Genomic DNA, 18,534 nt, shown 5'->3' on the forward strand with positions numbered 1-18,534 from the left:
TTATGTCAACGACAGAATATTCAGGAATAAAAGAAATGCAAACCAGTACATTAAATAGACAGGCATTTACAAATAGTAGCCCAATCGACTTTTTATTAATGAACCCAGAGGGTGGGCCTTGGGAAGATCATGCACCTAATACACTTTTTATTGTCGATGTGATGGGAAAAACAAAAGTTGAACAAAAGTTAATAATAAAAAACAGAAGCCAATATACAATCAGACTAGGGTTATTAGAAGAAGAGCAATGTTATCATTTTCGCTTACTATTCCGTAATGGTGTATTTCAAAGCCCATATCCTCCAGTATTTGAAGAGCAAGAAGGGTGGCAAATAAGACAAGCTCAAGATATAGGTGATGGCAGTTGGTGTGTCGATTTTATTTGTGAATACAGTACCAGCCTTCAACCTCAGGATGAGTTTACCTTTTCTTTCTCTTACCGTACTGCTGATGCGCTGTTGGGGAAACGAGGTACAAGAATGAAGATATGTGCTCAGGGTATGCGCTTTGAAGAGCAAGCAGAGTCATTTTCTACGAGTGTTGAGAGTCAGGTCGATATCTTAAATTTGTCTTCAAACAATGCATATATATCTGAAATTGCGACTCAAATCGGTCAATACGATAGCAAGACCGATGATATTGAAGCGGCGCTTTTAGGTGCGTTATATGCAACCAAAGATGATAATGAAGATAACTTAGCTTTTGCAAATGATCTCACAAAAGATATGACAAAAGCGAAAGAAGAAGCGGATGGAAACGATGAGGCCATTCAATATAATGAGCGTACGCAAAAGTTAAACGATTACGATCTCGCGACGAAAACAGATACAGTTAATGACGTCATAAGTGGTAGAGATAACAAAAAACATTCATTACGAAATAAGTTAGATCAGTCGGATCAATATGGCGAGAAGAAGTTTGCAAAAATGAAGCAGCTTATTTCGTTGCTGGTTCAACATGGTATAGCACTTGATAACGAAGTCGATTTAAAAAGTGAAGCGTATAATGCGAAGTTTGAAACGCTAGAGGCGATGTACCCATTAGCTCTATCTTGTGAAACGCCGACGGGCTTAACGACAAACCAATCATCTTCCTTTTCGGTATTTTTATATAACCGTTCAAACCAAACATTAGCGTTTAGTGAACACGCCAGTATTAAATTAATCGTACCATTTGGTGATGAATTTAGTGCTCTTGCAAAAAATGATGAAGAAACGGGTGTGCCCGTCAATAATAGCAGTGGGGTATTGGAAAAGCTTAATAGTTCACACAACACATCTGTTTTCTCATGGACTCCAGCAGTAGATTTTTTGCTTCCAAAAGGGGATGCGATTGAAATTAAGATTGATAATATTACCCCTAATCAGCACATTGGGCGGAGCTTTATTGACGTTAATATCTCCGGTTTAATTGGGCAGCAAAATAATACTTTTTCCTTAGCCATTACAAAAACAAACAGTAACTTAGCACGACTCGTTGGAAATCAAAATGTAGGAATTGGTATAGACAGTACCAATAGTAATAATAATGAAGCTGAAGGCATTGATAGTCAATCTCCTCATAATAGCCTAGACGTTCAAGGTGATATCAATACTCGTAGTAAGATAAAAGAGTTAGGCAATGATTTAATCCCTAGAGGCTTCATTGCCATGTTTTATAGTGATGTTATCCCAGAAGGTTGGGCGTTATGTGATGGGAAAAATTACACATCAACAGATGGCAAACATACATTAAAGGCTCCTGATCTCAGAGACCGATTTATTGTCGGGGTAGGAAAAGGCTACAAGATCAATAATACTGGAGGGGCAAATAGGGTCACTTTGAGTATTGAACAAATGCCAAGGCACAAACACGGTATATCAATACACTCCGGTGGTACACACACCCATGATGTAACCATAGATGCTGATAAAGGAGAAGCCGGAGGAACTGTTACTCACGGTTTGGATGGCTCTGAAGGTAAAGAAACGACGAATACATTTGTCTCATCAAAATCAGGGTATCATAACCATTCTGCAACGTGTGATTACTCTGGGAATACTCACAGTCATGAAAATCGACCTCCTTATTACGCTCTTTGTTACATCATGAAACTATAAAACCTATCTCTACTTCTACTATTTCGATTTAAAACACGATTCACCTCAGTCTAAATTCAATAAATTTAGAGCTATTTTTGCTAGCGATTTTCTTTCGCACTACCTGTTTAACATTCAAAGGGACTACCATGACAGACACCATAGACACATCTGTAATTAATCAAGAGTTCGCTTCCGACTTATTTGACAATCGCTTATTCGATGTGAACATTGTTGACCCAATTAATAACGATAGTATTTATTTCAATCAACTTATCGTTACAGATGGTGTAGGAACAAAAACATTAAAGCAACGTTTAACCATCAAGAACATGACCAGTAATGATATTAACTTTACTGATATGTCAGAATTTCCAGCAAGTGAAGAATATCATCATTTTGAGCTGAAATTTCGATCTGGCGTATTTTTGGAATCAGACTATTTCCCCAAATTTTCTGAAGTGGATAACTGGCATATTAGTGAACCGAGAATCAATACAGAAACGGATATGTGGTCGATTTACTTTGTGTCAAGTAAGCCCATCTCTTTAGCGACTCAAATGACGCTGAATTTTGATTTTGAGTACCGTTCAGCTATGGGGATAAATACTAGCCAGCATGAGGGCGCTGCTGAGTTATTCTTTTCTTATCATCAAATAAAGGCCAACCAACAAGAAGATCATACGCAAGGCCGGGTAACGAAAAAGATAGCTATTCTTAATCAGTCAAGTGGCAACCCGTACATTAGAGATATGCGAGATTATCTCGTACAAAATAACAAAAAGATTGATGGGATCGAACTCAATGTACTTTCAAAGTTCTACGGGTTAAAAAACTTAAGCAATCAGAGAGATAATGAATTACTTCAACTCATCGAAAAACAAGGTAATGATTTAAATCGTGTTGACGAAGAAATTAAAAATACCGTTACTGCAACTAGAGTCGCATTAGATCAGAAAGATGAAGAGCTAGCCCAACGTCTCTCAGAGGCAACACTGCAGTTAAACACAAAAGATGACGAACTCAAGGCACAGCTCGTTGCAGCTGAATCACAGCTTCTAGCCAAAAATGATGAATTGGGTCAGATCCTTTCCACTGCAAAGCAAGAGTTAGAGAGCCAAGATACGCAATTTGCTAACCGTTTGGATGAACATCGAGAATATCTCGAGAGTCATATTACTCAAGCTGGTCAAGAGCTGGTTGCACAGCGATGTGAACTTGATGAAAAAGACGCTCAACTGGCACAAACGATCGCGAATCACAGATTAGAGCTAGACACGAATGACAAACACTTAGAACGTCTCATAGACAATAATCAAAGTACTTTAGCCCACTCTATCGATGCCTTGACTGTTCAGGCTAATGAACAATCTCTGCTCATTACTGCAAATGAGAAGAAAGCTGAAGCCGTCGAGGAAAGGAACCGTCAGCAACATATTCAACAAAACCAGAAACTTGACCAGAATAAAGTTGAACTGGTTCAGAAAGTGGACGATGAAGTATCGTTGCTCAAAGATGAAATCGACAGAAGTGTTATTCATTTTAATGAACAGCATTTAGAAGTTAACATGCAGCTTGGTCAGGTCGTTGAGTCATCTAAACAAGTTTTGGAAAAGTTCGAGCAGACAAAATCTGAACTGGAAGATTCACTGATACAAATGACTACAACGGTTGATGATGTGGTTACCGAGATGTCTGTTGAAAAAGGCAGGCTTGAAGCTGTGAAGGACATCATCACTAAGGTTGAATCTGATGTGGTGGCAGCACAATCAGACATCATTACAAATGCTGTTCTATCGAAAAATCAGCACGAAGAAAATCATCAAGGCCTGCAAGAGCTTGGAGAACGAATCAGTGTTCTTAATAGTAAACTCAAAGAATACCAAGAAAAAGTTACTACTCGATTTGATGAGGTTACGGCCTTAATTGCGGAAAATAAAGCCTCTCAGGATCAGTTCAACCGTGATTATGTTGATCGAATCAATTTACTTCAAGAGAGCATTGACTCAGTAAAAGCTATGCAGCAATTGCAATTGCTTTCAGTGTCCGTCTCAGTCTCCAAAGTTATTAAACGTCAAATGGTTACAATGAGACTGACAGCTTACGATTTTACCGTTGGTTACAGTGTGTCTGCTTTGCATGGAGAGATCAGTATTGAAGGAGATGTCATCCATTACAGAGCGCCAGATGATCAAGTTGAAGAGGTCATTACATTAACCGCTAATGAAATTTCACGTGAGATCAAATTTGATGTACTTGAACATTGCGGTAGACAACTGCCACATTGGAATTCAGGCTCAGTTTATACCAAGGGAGATCGAGTGGTTGAGGCTGGCATAGAATATGTGGCCAACTGGTGGACAATTGGTCAGTCTCCGAAATCAAATTGTAAGAAATCTGATGCATGGCGAAAGGTGGGACCGATGAAAGATGATTGTGATGAGCATGAATTTGAGAGGTAATTGTTGCTAATGGTTCGGGTGAGAGAGCCATTTTTGTGCAATGTGGCTCTTTTCCTTTTAGTTGCTGGAACCTGTTGATCTTTCGAGCTGACTTTATACCCAAGTGTCCTCGCTCCGAATCAAGCATCTTGAATTCACTTGGGTATATATAGAAAAAGTTTAAATCTCAAAAGATATACCCCACCTATATTCAAGTATCTGGAAGTCACTTGGGTATATTGTTAGACAAGGAATCGTCTTTATGAGCATCAAGTTAAGCTCATCGCTGTGGAGCCTACTGTTTTTTAGTATGACTGTGGATGCCGAGGCAATTATGCTGATGAACCAAACTTATAATAAGCCTTGGCATACTAAACTCAGCTACTTTATTTCTCTCTCTCAAGAAAAACGCGATGTAGATATTTCTCGCCTGTCTGAAAATAGTGCATTTGAACGTGAACTGTTCAAAGCTGATTACGATGCTACGCTACTGTCGTTTACCGTTGGAGGTAATGTATTTGATCAAACTTCGGTGCATTTAGATGTCACAGCAAGTCGTTTTGAACTTGTCGGTGATATCTATGCACCACAAGCGCAAAGTGTTCAATATCAACGTAACAAAACCTTGATAGAAATCTTTGCCGAGCGAGATTTAAAGCAAGGATACACTGTAGGCTTTGATGCCTACTATGGCGGTGACTTCTATAAAAACCAGGGAGATGATAATAGATATTATGACCAAGAATATGGCGGAGGTTTGATGCTATCAAAGAAGTTTCGTTTTGATGATTCTCACCTTCGCTTTGATTATATATTTAGTCATCGGCAGATAAAGGTAGACAGCTTAGAAGAGGGGAACATTGGAAACAGTTTTCACAATATTATCGCAGGTTATAGCTACCAGTGGAACTTTGATTGGTATACCGACATGACTGGGCGTTTGTCTTACTACCCTAATTATGACCTCAATCGGTATTGGGATGCGAGGTACATCACCTCGTTGGCGACTGAGCTAGGTTATCGGATGTGGGGGAACAATATCATGAGTTTGCGAGCTGAACGAATGTGGTTTGGCGGTCATTCGAACAGTAATATTTTCACCTTAAAACTAGAACATCAGTTTGGCACCAAGAAATCGAAGCGTCGTCAACGTCGCTATAAAATGCCAAATTTATTGATTAAATAATATCTAGTCTCTTGGGTATATACCCAAGCACCTTGAGGTCATTTGGGTATAACCAAATAACCACAGAATTACTCATTATTAAATAGGGGGACGATCATGCCCAGAAATACCAGTATTAAACTCGCATTGTATGGAGGGGCGGGTATTGGCTTATTATTTGGTATTGTAATGGGGTCAAGCATCGCACCTATTGCAGCAAAAACCTTAGCGGTGCTTGCTACGTTACTTGCAGCAATGCTTGGTTTAAATGACAAATATTTCAATGATACAAAATCGGTGAGAATTGGTTCATTTGGTTTTGCGTGCGTGCTTGGCATCATCATTGGAATGTTCGTTAGAGCGAATAATATCTTATCCCCTTCTATGATGGATTTAAAACAGCAGTATTTGGCGGTTGGATTTAGTGAGGAAGAAGCTCTACATTTTATTGTCATCAAAGAGTTTGGCGGCACGGTATCGGGTTCAGATTCGTCAGTAAATACTCCACAATTGATTCAGCAGTTAGAAGGAGAAGCAAAACAGAATAACCAAAGTTCAACAGCACCAATTCAATTTGCACAATCTATTGCAACTGCTCAGCATGCAAGTGTTTTATTTAGCTCTCCTGTTGAGCTAAATGGCTGTGATGAACTGGAATATACGGACAACTCTCTTCCGCTTGATGAAGTTGTAAATAACTTTGAGCTTACAGGAGGTGTCTGGGAGGATCTCGTTGATCACGTTACAGAGCAAACTTCGCTTCAAGATAAAAAAGGGTTACTTCTTACAACAAAACATGCGGTCTGTCAGGTCGAACAGGTCGAAGAGCAAGAGTGTGATTCACTCACACCAGAAGTGATGAACAGCAAGGATTATGAGTCTATTTTTTCTACTATGTCTAGCTTAGACCAAGATTGGCATACCGTCGCTTCCTCAATTGATACTTCATCACTCCATGAAGACCTAAAACTTCATTCGCTAAAAATGGTAAAAAATACATTGTGTGGATTCTAAGATGATCGTTTTCTTATTGGAAAATAAGCGTTACTCTTGGCTGGTTAGCTTGGCGTTATTTTTTGCTTTTTTTAGTAGTAATTTTGTTTACGCAGGCTTTGACCCCGATAAATTAAGTCAATCAACAGTGAGAATCTTAATTAAGGGGAAGCAAGGCGTCACGGGAGCTGCGACAGGCTTCCTTTGGCAAAATAACCGCCAAGTCGTGACATCTTTACATGTCCTCTCTGGGCATTCAGAAAGCAAAATCATTGTGGAATTTGGTAAGAAAAAGCGTCTAGGTCAGATAAAAGCACTCTTACCTGAAGCAGATTTGGTTCTTCTTGAGGTAAACAAGCCTGTTGAAGGTTGGATACCTCTCAAAACTTTTGACCAAGCGTCGCCAGAGTATAAAGAGGAAGTGTCTGCGCTGGGTTTTAATCGTGGTTCAATCGGTATGAGTACACGAGAGTTACGCAAAGGATTCGTTAAACCTGAAATATTGAAAGTGCTATTGCCACCCGACGCACTAAATAAGATTATTGCAGCTAATTTGTTAGATGTTTCATTACCAATTTACTACCTAGATGGCAGCTTGTTACCGGGTTACTCTGGTGCACCAATTGTCAATACGGAAGGTCAGTTGATCGGTATAGGTAATGGTGGCTTGGAAAACGGTGCGTCTAGCGTTAGTTGGGTTATTCCTGCATCGAACTTAGTACAACTGACTCAAGCGAATACACCGGTAGAACTGCCACCTTCATTGAAGGCAATCAATACGTTGTTTAGCCAAGATCGGGTTGATGCATCTCAACAAATATCCTTGTTAACGCCCACCCGAGATACAGATGCAAAAAGTATATTCAATCTACTGTCATCTTTTCTGATAGCACCAGCAAATGCCGACGAAGTGCAAGAGTTTGAATTTGGTTTATCTCAGCCTATCGAGGTGGATTACCAACAATTTCGTTTCATGAAGGTTAAAACCCGAACCTATCAATCATTGCTTGAATCCTCCGCAATACCGAGCGACATGAATAAGATCTTTCAGCTATTTGATGTCATTTTTCGTGATTACAAAATTCACTATCAAAACTTGGAATTTGATGTGTATGAGGATGGTCGATATGGGCTAAACATTGTTGTACCAAAGGGTGTTGCATTGATTGTTGAAGATGGGTATTTAGTGACTCAAGGCGATATGTTTTGTCGAACATGCTCGTATGAAATTCAGTATCATGCGAGGGTGTTAACGCCACAAGAACAGCTCGATATACAGGAGGGGCCTGACAAGTTTTTGCATCTTGTTGCTAATAATCATTGGGATGATCTTAATCAAGAAGGAGATTATGGAAAATACGGAGATTTTACACAAATAGAATCGTTTGGCGCGCAACGGTATGTGCTCAGGGCGGCGTATTCCGACTTTAACGAACCATTTAAAGAAGTATTCGAGCTTAATTACTTTGTAGCGGCAACAAACCGAGAAGCTTGGTTTCAGGCACAAGGTATTTTAAATCGGTTTGATCAAGACTTTTTTACACGACTAGAACGTTTTCAAGGAACCGATTGTTCAAATCCGCAACTCAGCCATGATCAAATGAGAGTGTGTGGTGAGATTGAGACAATGTTTAAAGTCATGGTGAGCGTCCATTTAACAACATTTTCAAATAAATTCTTCCTTTAATTTATACCCAAATGATCTCAAGCATTTGAGGTCACTTGGGTATATTTATGATTATTAAATATGTTTTCATCTAGGAGTAATATGACCATGCAAGTTTTTAAGTGGGTCATTTTTTTTATACCTTTGAGTTTTATTTTAGGCTGTCTTGAGGTGGGAGAGAATCAAGGCAGTTTAAAAGTGATGCTTTCGGGTTCTTTGCTAAAAGGCGTGGTGCGCAATGCTGATATTAAAGTGATCAATGAGAAAAACGTCTTAATATGGCAGGGAGAAAGTAATAATAATGGTCTTTTCGAAGCAGAATATGCCTTAGGGCAAGGCTCAATATTTACACTTATTTCAGACTTGTCCATCAAAGGAAGTATGCAGTGTGATTCAGTGTTCTGCTACGTGCCAAATCAAAATGAGCCATATAAGTTTGATGAAGATATACTCAATGAAGACTTAGGAAGTGTCGCGCTCAAAACAGCATGGTATCAGGACTCGCAAACTGATATGACAGGTGGTTTCGTCAGAGAGACACAACTTAATGGGTTAAGCACGTTAGTTGTTAACCTTGTTGAAAATGAGCTTGGGCACCCACTTGATCAACAGAAATTTGATGCTTTGAGCAAAGTTGGGAGTGACATTGTGCTTGAGCTTTTTGGGTTCGAGTCTAATCTAGACTTGAATATGCTTAATCTAAGTCTTCCAAACGTTAAAGAAATTACCGATAAAATGGATGAAGAGTTTGTATTATTATCTTTAATTAATGCTGCAATTTCGTCAAATATTTCCTATTTATCTCTATTCACACAGCAGGAAAGCTTTTCTGAAGAATTTATCCTTACAGCTGAAATGAGAACCTTACTTTCTGAAATAAGAGTCAAGGTTTTATTAGCGGCGAATGATTTAATAACAAGCCCTTATATTCCATTAAAATCCCCTTCCATTGGTAAAGAAATCAATAAAAGAGTGGTAGAGCCTATCGATTTTTCTAGGTTATCTGCACTGTTTGAAAACTTAGCAAGTATAAACCGTTCTTCAGCACGTCGGCCTGATGAAGTATTGTTTATTAATACTATCAATCAAGAGTTTACGTATGGTTCTCAGCCATTTTTGGCTTCCGCGAATTCAAGTAGTGGTAGACCTGTGACATATTCATCAAGCAATGAACAAGTCGCAACTATTAAAGAAGGGATGATAACTATTATAGGCTCTGGAACCGCCACCATATCAGCAAGCGTGAGTGAAGATGAAGACTATTTAGCTGCGATGGATGCTTTTACTTTAGTTGTGAGTAAAGCACTAAACCCTATACCATTTCCATTTTCGCAATTAGAGAAAACGTTCGGAGAAAAAAGCTTTTTCTTGCCCAGTATTATCAATGATGGCGATGATAGATCTATTGAATATTTTTCTAGTAATCATGAGGTTGCGACTGTAGATCCTGTTACGGGAGAGGTAATGATTAAAGGGACGGGTAGCACGACCATTTCAGCACGTGTGGAGGAGGATAACCGCTATTTTGCAGCGACAGACAATTTTATTCTTAAGGTTAATAAAGCTAACAAGCGTGAACCTTTGCCATTTTCTGAACTAGAAAAAATAGTAGGGGATACTGATTTTGTATTACCAAGTATTGTGACCAATGAAGACGATAGAACGGTTCGATATCACTCGAGTAATCATAGCGTAGCAGTGGTCGATTCTGAGACTGGTAAGGTAACGCTTAAAGGAGCTGGTACGACAATTATTACCATGAGCGTAAATGAAAATGAGCACTACTTAGCGATACGAGATACTTTGACGTTAATCATTAACAAAGAAACGAGTACCGTACCCTTCCCATATTCGCACTTAGAGAAGACGTTTGGTGATGTAAGTTTTACATTGCCAAAGACTACGCCAGTTGGCGATAACCGAGCAATACAATATGTGTCAAGTAATCATGATGTAGCAGTCGTTGACTCAGAGAAAGGAAGCGTAATTATTCAAGGTGCTGGCACGACACTCATTTCAGCAAGCGTGAACGAAAATGAGCGCTTTTTGGCAGCGGAAGAAACCTTGACACTGACGGTCAAGAGAGCTGTCGATCAGGCGTCTTTTCCTATTGCTAAAATTGAAAAAACGTTTGGTGATAAAAACTTTGTTCTACCGAGTATTATCAAAAGTAGTGAAGGTGGCATCGTTCAGTATTTCTCGCTTAATCATGAGGTCGCATTAGTGAATGTAGATAGTGGAGAAGTGAGCATTAATGGTGCGGGAAAAACAAAGATTCTTGCAACCATCTCAGGACGAGATAACTATCACGATATCGTTTTTAGTGATGATGTTTCTGTTGAGATTGATATAGCCAAAGCGGATAGAATTGCGACATTTTCTCAGCCTTTTATGGCAGGAAAAAAAGGCGATAGTTTTATTCAGGAAGTTCTTGTTGATGGTTCCGTGAGTGAGATTACTTATATATCATCAGACCCATCGGTGGTGCTGGTTGATCAAGCAAGTGGGCAAGTGAGTTTATTAAAACCTGGTACTGCAACGGTAACAGGGACAGTAACAGAAGAAGCGAATTGGAATCCTGCCTATGCGGATTATAGCGTGTATGTTTACAGTAAAGAGGTCAACGATACAGGCCTAACTCGATGCTTTGATCATATACAGCAGATAAATTGTGGTGAGAGCTTTATTGGGCAAGATGCGGAGTATGGTCGTGATGTTTCCACTTATAATGATCATGATGGCTATGGTGGTTTCAGTTTTGCGAAGTTAGACTCACAAGGAAAAGTAATTAATGAAGATGTAGACACCACAGTGACTGAATGGTCTTGTGTCTTGGATCTTGTTACAGGGCTAAGATGGCAAGTCAAAAAACAAGATGGCAGTGTTCATAGCAGCGAGAGGCAGTTCTACTGGTTCAATGATGACCAAACGACAAATGGTGGAAAGGAGGGGACGAAATCTGATAGCAACCATCTTGATAGCCAAGATTACGTTACCCTTGTGAACGAAAGCCGACTTTGTGGGGCTGAAAACTGGCGTTTGCCAACAGTCATTGAACTGTCGAGCTTAATCAATTTTGGAACGAATGGATTAAAAGTAGATCATCGATTTTTTCCAACGATCAATAATGGCATTTATTGGACATTCAACTCATTTTTACCAGATTCAGATGATGCATGGTACATAAGTTTTAGTACAGGCCATAGTTCATATCGTTCTAAAACAAATACCGCCAATTATCTAATACTTGTTTCTAACTAATATACCCAAGTTTTTTGCTTTAAGAAGTCGCTTTACTGAACGCAAAATTTGGCGGTTAATTGGGTATATAAAAAATCACTCGGATGAAGAGATAACGGGTTTCAAAAAATAATTAATAAGGATTTATTATATGAAAAGGAGTCTTATTGTTATAAATAAGATATTTCTTATTTATTTTATTATCTATTCAATAAATTTACAGGCTCAAACATGTTACAGCAATATTGAACCAACGGCTCCTGATCAAAGATTTCAAATTGAAGAGCCTACCCCCAATGAAGCTGTAGTTATTGATACCGAAACATCATTGATGTGGAAGCGATGCAGTGAAGGTTTAGAGGGACGTAATTGTGATCAAGGAATAAGAAGTAAATTGACTTGGGAGGCTGCCTTATTGTCCACGATTTCGCAAGGTTTTGCTGGTTACTCTGACTGGAGAGTGCCAGATATAAAGGAACTGACAAGCTTACTTGAAATGTCATGCAGAGTACCTGTTATCAATGGAAATATATTTCCTGTATTTGGTGGGGGCTACTACTGGACATCATCAACAAATATTGACCAGCTCGACCAAGCGTGGGTGATATATTTTAACTGGGGGTATATTACCACCGGTAGTAAAGATGGAACTAACGAATTATTACTTGTGAGAAATAATTGAATAATTGGACAGGAGAGATAAATGCATACAATCAAATCAGGTGAAACATTAATGTCGATTTGTAATGAACAATATGGTGATTCAAATTTATATCTTAAGGTTGCCAAATTTAATAATATTTCAAATCCGAATCTAATTAGAGAGGGGCAAAATATTTCACTTCCTAGTATAGATGACCTGTGTACGGTAAGTACAAATAAAACGAATCATAATGGTTATGTTACCACTGATATTGTCTCTCGATTATGCTCTCATTTTAATCGAGAAAAATGCCATGTTATTTCTGTTGCATTAAATGAAAACATGGATAAGCATGATATTAAAAGTAAATTACAAGTAGCTCACTTTTTAGCGCAGATATTACATGAAAGTAATATGCTTAAAGCGACCAGTGAAAATCTGAATTACAGTGCTAAAGCGCTAAAGAGTGTGTTCGGTAAGTACTTTCAATGTGATGAAGATTGTGTGCGATACGCAAGGAAACCTGAGAAGATTGCCAATCTTGTTTACGCGAATAGAATGGGCAATGGCACTATCAACTCAGGCGATGGTTGGCGATATCGAGGCCGAGGATTAATTCAATTAACAGGTAAAAATAACTATATTCATTTCAATAAAACAGTAGATCTGGATGTTGTGGCCAATCCAGATCTTGTGAGTTCTGATCCTGATCTTTGCGTGGCTTCTGCGTGTTGGTTTTGGCAGAAAAATAAGCTCAACGAATTTGCAGATCATGATGATGTTGTTAAGGTAACAAGACGAATCAATGGTGGAATAAACGGGTTAGCCCATCGTAAAGAGCTGTTATTATTAGTCAAAAAACTGCTCAATCAAACATAATCAACTAAAAATACGATATCACCAAATCGTATTGAAGTACGTGCAATGTCCAAATGACTTCAAGATACTTGATTTGGAATGAGGTCACTTGGGTGTATTAATTAGAAAATGAATACTTTTTAAGGATAAATCATGTCATTATTTTCATCGACATTATCTTCTGGTGTCAGTCACTTAGTTGACTCAATAGGCAATGCAATTGACAGTTTAATTACTTCGGATGAAGAAAAAGGTCAACTTAAAATAGAACTTGAAAAAGAATTGAATGGATTCAAAGTTGCTCAACTTAATGCTTTAGCAAAGAAAGATGAGGAAGTAAGCACTAGGCATCAAAATGATATGAAATCGGACAGTTGGCTTTCTAAAAATATACGACCACTTTCTGTTGCATTTTTGACCATCTCTACGATGGTATTGGCTTACCTTACTATCTTTATTCTTTCTCCAGAACATATTGATATAATTACCCCTTGGTTAGATTTACTGAAAACGCTTCTGATTACGATATATGCGTTTTACTTTGGAAGTCGAGGTATAGAAAAAGTTCAGTCGATTCGGAGTACAAAATAGTTCATCAGCTCGAGTAATTTAGCTCCACGAGAGCGAGCTCCGAAGTTTAACAAACAGTAGAAAATCTCCTGTACATGTTTTTCATTCAGAAAGACTTTCAGGTTGATCTTGTTGCTTCTTTTAACGTATCACCTTATGAAACCACGTTGTTTTCTTCGTTGTTTTTCGCGCAGTATGCAGCCAGCACTGCGCTTTTTTTCTGCCGTCAACGCAATCAAACTAATCTTACTCTCTACTCTCTACTCTCTACTCTCTCACGTCTGTCATATCTTGTTGTAACCATAGCCTTCCAATTTGCCTCTGTTCCTAAAGATCACTTGGATATGGTTTAATCGCTCTAGATCAACTTACTCATTTAATTTATCTATTATACCCAAGTGACTTCAAGATGCTTGATTCAGAGCGAGGTCACTGAGTCGAATTCAAGGAAGACAACGAAGGGGAATAGCAGGCTCTTTCTTATTTTTGTAAGAAGAACGGTTGTCTGACGCAAGAAGTCGGCTCAGTGACACGCTCCCAAAGGGCGAGCGACCTTAACTCTCAGACTTTGTTTACGATTCTCAATGTAGAACGACTATATCTTCGAATCGTTGCCGCGCCTGAGAGATAAGGTCATCTCGCTGAACACAGTATCTTGAGGTTACTTGGGTATATTGATAGACATAATGACTTTTTTTATAACCATTGTGCTTATTTCATAGGTTACCGACAAATATCCATTCCAAACTTATTATGACTTATGTTACTTTTGTTGAATATGTCTTCATTTCCTTGTGCTTTGTGTGATGCAATAGGGTTGAACTTACCTTGTCTTTCTCGCTTGGTTCTCAGACTTTTGAATAGCGCTTAATACAGATTAATCTCTGTGAGTCATTGTTGTGTCTGAAACCTAGGGAGTTTTGTCGAACATGGTACTTTGAAATATTTGGCTTTCTCGCATTTATAATAATAGGATACTAACCGAATGGAATACATTGATCTGGCAGCGTTGGGAAATTTTGCAGCATATTTTTTCACAGGACTTGCCTGCTTGTTAATATTTAAATATATCGCGATCGCTTTTACACCATATAATGAATGGAAATTAATAAAAGAAGAAAAAAATATAGCAGCAGCTATTGCTCTTGGCGGCTCTCTTATTGGTTATAGTATTGCGATTAATGGTGTGTTTCAAAATGCAATCAGTTATGTTGATTTCGCTACTTGGGCATTCGTGTCATTACTGACTCAAATTATTGCGATTAAAATTGTTCGCTTTGTATTCATGCCAAAATTCGTTCAGCGTATCGAAAATAACGAAGTCGGTGCTGCGGTAATTGCAGCTGCATTGTATATCGCAATAGGTCTTCTCAATGCTGGTTCAATGACGTATTAAGGGTGACTTCAATGAGTAAATTACAGGGCAATGTCGACATTAAAAAACACCTGATTGGTGACCGAAAGCCTATCGTTATGTTTCTGGGCCTGAGCTCCGGTGCGATGCTAAGTGGATGCGATACGGCAGAAGCCCCTTATTATGCATTCACCAAAATGGAGACGTGTAATAAGGTGCTATCAGGCCAATGTTATACTGCATACAAGTTTGCTGAACGTGAAGCAAAACGCACCGCGCTTAAATATATGCTTGAGTCTGAGTGCTCTCGAGACTTTGGTTCTAAAAACTGTCTTGAAGATAAAGAGGGTGTTTGGTCTCCTAAAATGGCTGGTTTTATCACTCATAAAGATGAAAACAATGATAAGAGCTATCCATTTTTTACCTCTGATTCTTATAAAAGCAGCCTCTATAACGTCGCGTTTATGGCTGACGGTCGGAGGATATCCGATATCCAAGATGCTGATGGGCTTAATCTTGCGCTTGATGACTCGTATAGAAAAAACCTGCCAAGCTCTAGACTTGATGACAATGAAGCGGAGTACCTTCGATGTCAACAGGCTCAGCAACAGCTTGCAGAATTTGAACGAACAGATTGCAGTGAATACAGAGTAAGATCTGGTACTGGACGTATTGGCGGCGTTAATAGCAATAACTTTTATGGCCAGCAAAAGAAAAAATCGAAATTAGAATCGAAAGTTAAGTCTGCCACTAAGACGCATGCTTTCAAAGCCAGCTCAGTTAAATCGACAAAGTCATCTGGTGGATTTGGAAGATCTGGCCGCTCTTTTGGTGGCTTTGGCGGTTAACGGGGATTGGGAAGATCTATGCTTCAAATTGATATTGAACCTCGTAAAAACTGGGCAGAACGCTTATTAGAGCTTGGGTTTGATTTTTATGAAGTGTCTTCAAAACATCCTTATTGGTGTGAAAACCGGTATTTTCAGGTGAGTCGTGAGCAAGTTGATTACATTGATAAAGTGACCGAAGAGCTGCATGGTTTAGCGATTAAGGCTGTGGCTCATGTATTTGAACATGACTTACTTCATCTATTTGGTTTACCTGAAAAGCACCACCGTTTGTTACGTCAGTCTTGGGCAACGGATAAGTCTTATCTGTATGGTCGGTTTGATTTCGCTTGGGACGGTTATAGTGAAGCAAAAATGTTGGAGTATAACGCTCAGACTCCGACTTCTTTATTCGAATTGTCCGTAGCGGCTTGGGATTGGATGAAGCAGTGTGTTGATTTAGCTAAGTTGCCACGTCATGTCGATCAATTCAACTTGCTTGATGAACGAATTATTGCTCAGTTTGCTTATTTGCGTGAAGCTAAAAATCTTGAGTCACTGACATTGCATTTTGCGTGTGATGAGACATCGTCAGAAGATAGACGAACGGTCACTTACTTAGCCCAATGCGCAGAGGAGGTTGGCTTTCAGACTGAAATGGTTGATATTAATCAGATTCAACTATCTGTCGATAATGAATTCTTAGATCACAATGCCAACAAGATATTTAATATGTTTTCATTGTACCCCTATGAATTTGCTTTACTTGATGAATACGGCGACTACTTAGCTGAAAGTGGTTGTCGATTTATAGAGCCAATCTGGAAAGTGTTATTAAGTTCGAAAGCGCTTCTACCCATAATGTGGAAACTTTACCCTCAGCATCCCAACTTGCTCGAATGCTACTTTTCATCTGAAGACTCAGCAAAGCGAATGATTAATAAGGTAACTAAGCCAATTTATTCTCGCGAAGGTTCGAACATTGAGATTGTGCTGGAAGGTAAAACAGTAGAGGGCACGACTGGAAACTATGGTAATGAAGGGTTTATTTGTCAGGAATATGTACCATTAGCGGAATTTGAACATGGACACATCGTTGTCGGTTCTTGGATGATTGGCAAAACCGGTAGTGGTATTTCATTTCGCGAATCCAATAATCGCATTACCAATGATGTTGCTCGTTTTATTCCCCATATTATTGCTTAGGTAGGTCAACAAACTCTGGTGTTTGTTGACTTGATTTTTAAAGTGAATGATAGGGGGTATACCCAAGTATCTTGAGGTTACTTGGGTATATCTTCCAAGCAAAAGAGCTTAAATTAATTCCAGTGTATTCAAAATCATTATCCCGATAGTACAGGTTATGGTAGAGAGTACCGTTGTTAAAGCAATGATGTTGGCGGCCAAAACGGCATTCCCACCCATTGAACGGGCCATAACATAGCTTGCAGAAGCAACAGGAGAGGCATTCATAAAAAATAGTATCCCAAGTTCAACGCCTCTAAAGCCCATAAAATAAGCACCGGAAGTAATGGCGATTGGCGCGAGCATGAGCTTATAACTGCTAGCAAACCATGATGGTGCTTTTTCCTGCTTCATTGAATTCAGATTAAGAGAGCCACCAATACATAAAAGAGCGAGCGGAAGAGTCATTTTTGATAAGTAGTGTCCAGCCTCTATTGCGATGCTGGGAACGGGAATAGACAATACGTAACAGAACAGTCCCGCCATAATGGCAATGATCAATGGGTTTTTGGTCAAAGTTCTTGCCATCATTTTAGCGGTTTGCGAGCCTGAAGTCGTACCTTTCGGAGAGAGACAAATAACGGCTTGAATGTTATAAAGGAAAATAGTGATGGCCATGTAAAGAGCGGCAAGGGCAATTCCCTGAGCACCATAAGTACTAGTGACGTAAGCTATGCCAATAATGCCGGTATTAGAGCGAAATGCACCTTGAATGATGACACCTTGCTCTGGTGAGCAACTGAAAAATAGTTTGACAGAAATATATGCAAAAATGAAAAAGCATACAGTAGCGATAATTCCGTAGCTTACAAAGCTCTTAGCTGCGACAAAGTTATGTTCAGAGGCCACAATACTTAAAAAAAGCATGGTTGGTAATGTTACTTGAAAAACTAATTTAGCCCCAATTTCAATAAAATTATCGTTAATCAGCCCAACACGTTTAAACAGAATACCCAATAGTAACATTAAACAGATTGGTCCAGTGATAGATAAAGATAGTTGCAATTGCTCTAAGATTGTCGCCATAGGTCACCCAGTTTAAAGAAGATTATATTCCCAGGTAGGCTCACACACTACATACTAAGGTGCTATTTTAGCTCTCATAGGTTGCAGTGTGATTAAATAATTATTTTACCTTGGAAATATAAATGTTGTACATTGCAAATCGCTATAAAGGCAGTGAATCAAGCGCATCATAATCCAAAAACTGCCTAGAACTTACCTAGATATGCCAGCTGAATTGAGATGATGTTGCTATGGCTTGATATTGTCTTTAATTATTTTTATTCAGTGACATAGCTTAGAATCAAGCATGTTGAAGTCACTTGGTATACTGTAATTTAGCCACATTTTTAACCTTTTGGATAGCCATAAAATCAAAAATTTTGAGTGAAAGCCGGAGTTTTTAGTTCATTAGTTAACCAATTAGTGTATATGTATATTTATTATTAATT

Annotated in this window: 13 protein-coding genes; 12 read left to right on the forward strand and 1 reads right to left on the reverse strand. The window is 38.8% G+C overall.

The window, feature by feature from the left end; genetic code table 11:
* Window positions 1-2 precede the first annotated feature (2 nt).
* From BS333_RS15350 to BS333_RS15405, 12 genes are all read left to right on the forward strand, one after another.
* A complete protein-coding gene (locus BS333_RS15350) occupies window positions 3-2,099 on the forward strand; it encodes a tail fiber protein (protein ID WP_081638542.1) in 2,097 nt (698 codons plus the stop codon).
* Between the two features lie 128 nt (window positions 2,100-2,227).
* The gene (locus BS333_RS15355; RefSeq protein WP_021710334.1) at window positions 2,228-4,540 is read left to right on the forward strand and encodes a hypothetical protein; all 2,313 of its coding nucleotides are present in this window, start codon (window positions 2,228-2,230) and stop codon (window positions 4,538-4,540) included.
* 241 nt (window positions 4,541-4,781) lie between these two features.
* Complete coding sequence (locus BS333_RS15360; RefSeq protein WP_021710335.1) at window positions 4,782-5,705, forward strand: hypothetical protein; 924 nt, start codon at window positions 4,782-4,784, stop codon at window positions 5,703-5,705.
* 96 nt (window positions 5,706-5,801) lie between these two features.
* Window positions 5,802-6,698, forward strand: a complete 897-nt coding sequence (locus tag BS333_RS15365) for a hypothetical protein (RefSeq protein ID WP_021710336.1) — start codon at window positions 5,802-5,804, stop codon at window positions 6,696-6,698.
* 1 nt (window position 6,699) lies between these two features.
* Window positions 6,700-8,364 carry a S1 family peptidase gene (locus BS333_RS15370; RefSeq protein ID WP_021710337.1) on the forward strand — a complete coding sequence of 555 codons (1,665 nt, stop codon included), beginning with the start codon at window positions 6,700-6,702 and terminating at the stop codon, window positions 8,362-8,364.
* A gap of 87 nt (window positions 8,365-8,451) precedes the next feature.
* The gene (locus tag BS333_RS15375) at window positions 8,452-11,604 is read left to right on the forward strand and encodes an Ig-like domain-containing protein (RefSeq protein WP_021710338.1); all 3,153 of its coding nucleotides are present in this window, start codon (window positions 8,452-8,454) and stop codon (window positions 11,602-11,604) included.
* A 130-nt stretch (window positions 11,605-11,734) separates the two neighbouring features.
* The gene (locus tag BS333_RS15380; RefSeq protein ID WP_021710339.1) at window positions 11,735-12,265 is read left to right on the forward strand and encodes an Lcl C-terminal domain-containing protein; all 531 of its coding nucleotides are present in this window, start codon (window positions 11,735-11,737) and stop codon (window positions 12,263-12,265) included.
* Between the two features lie 21 nt (window positions 12,266-12,286).
* Window positions 12,287-13,105: a glycoside hydrolase family 19 protein gene (locus BS333_RS15385; protein WP_021710340.1), complete on the forward strand. Its 819-nt coding sequence runs from the start codon at window positions 12,287-12,289 to the stop codon at window positions 13,103-13,105.
* A gap of 132 nt (window positions 13,106-13,237) precedes the next feature.
* On the forward strand, window positions 13,238-13,675 hold the full coding sequence (locus tag BS333_RS15390; RefSeq protein ID WP_021710341.1) for a hypothetical protein: 438 nt from the start codon (window positions 13,238-13,240) through the stop codon (window positions 13,673-13,675).
* Window positions 13,676-14,639: 964 nt separating this feature from the next.
* Complete coding sequence (locus BS333_RS15395; protein ID WP_021708493.1) at window positions 14,640-15,050, forward strand: DUF350 domain-containing protein; 411 nt, start codon at window positions 14,640-14,642, stop codon at window positions 15,048-15,050.
* Window positions 15,051-15,061: 11 nt separating this feature from the next.
* On the forward strand, window positions 15,062-15,856 hold the full coding sequence (locus BS333_RS15400; protein WP_021708494.1) for a DUF1190 domain-containing protein: 795 nt from the start codon (window positions 15,062-15,064) through the stop codon (window positions 15,854-15,856).
* A gap of 18 nt (window positions 15,857-15,874) precedes the next feature.
* Window positions 15,875-17,041 (forward strand): glutathionylspermidine synthase family protein, encoded by a 1,167-nt coding sequence (locus BS333_RS15405; protein ID WP_021708495.1) that lies wholly within the window; start codon window positions 15,875-15,877, stop codon window positions 17,039-17,041.
* Between the two features lie 108 nt (window positions 17,042-17,149).
* On the opposite strand, the gene BS333_RS15410 is transcribed toward BS333_RS15405, so the two are convergent.
* Entirely contained in the window at window positions 17,150-18,106 is a 957-nt protein-coding gene (locus BS333_RS15410) for an AEC family transporter (RefSeq protein WP_021708496.1), read from the reverse strand.
* Window positions 18,107-18,534: the final 428 nt, after the last annotated feature.

The sequence above is a fragment of the Vibrio azureus genome (assembly GCF_002849855.1).
In the GTDB taxonomy this organism is placed as follows: Bacteria; Pseudomonadota; Gammaproteobacteria; order Enterobacterales; family Vibrionaceae; genus Vibrio; species Vibrio azureus.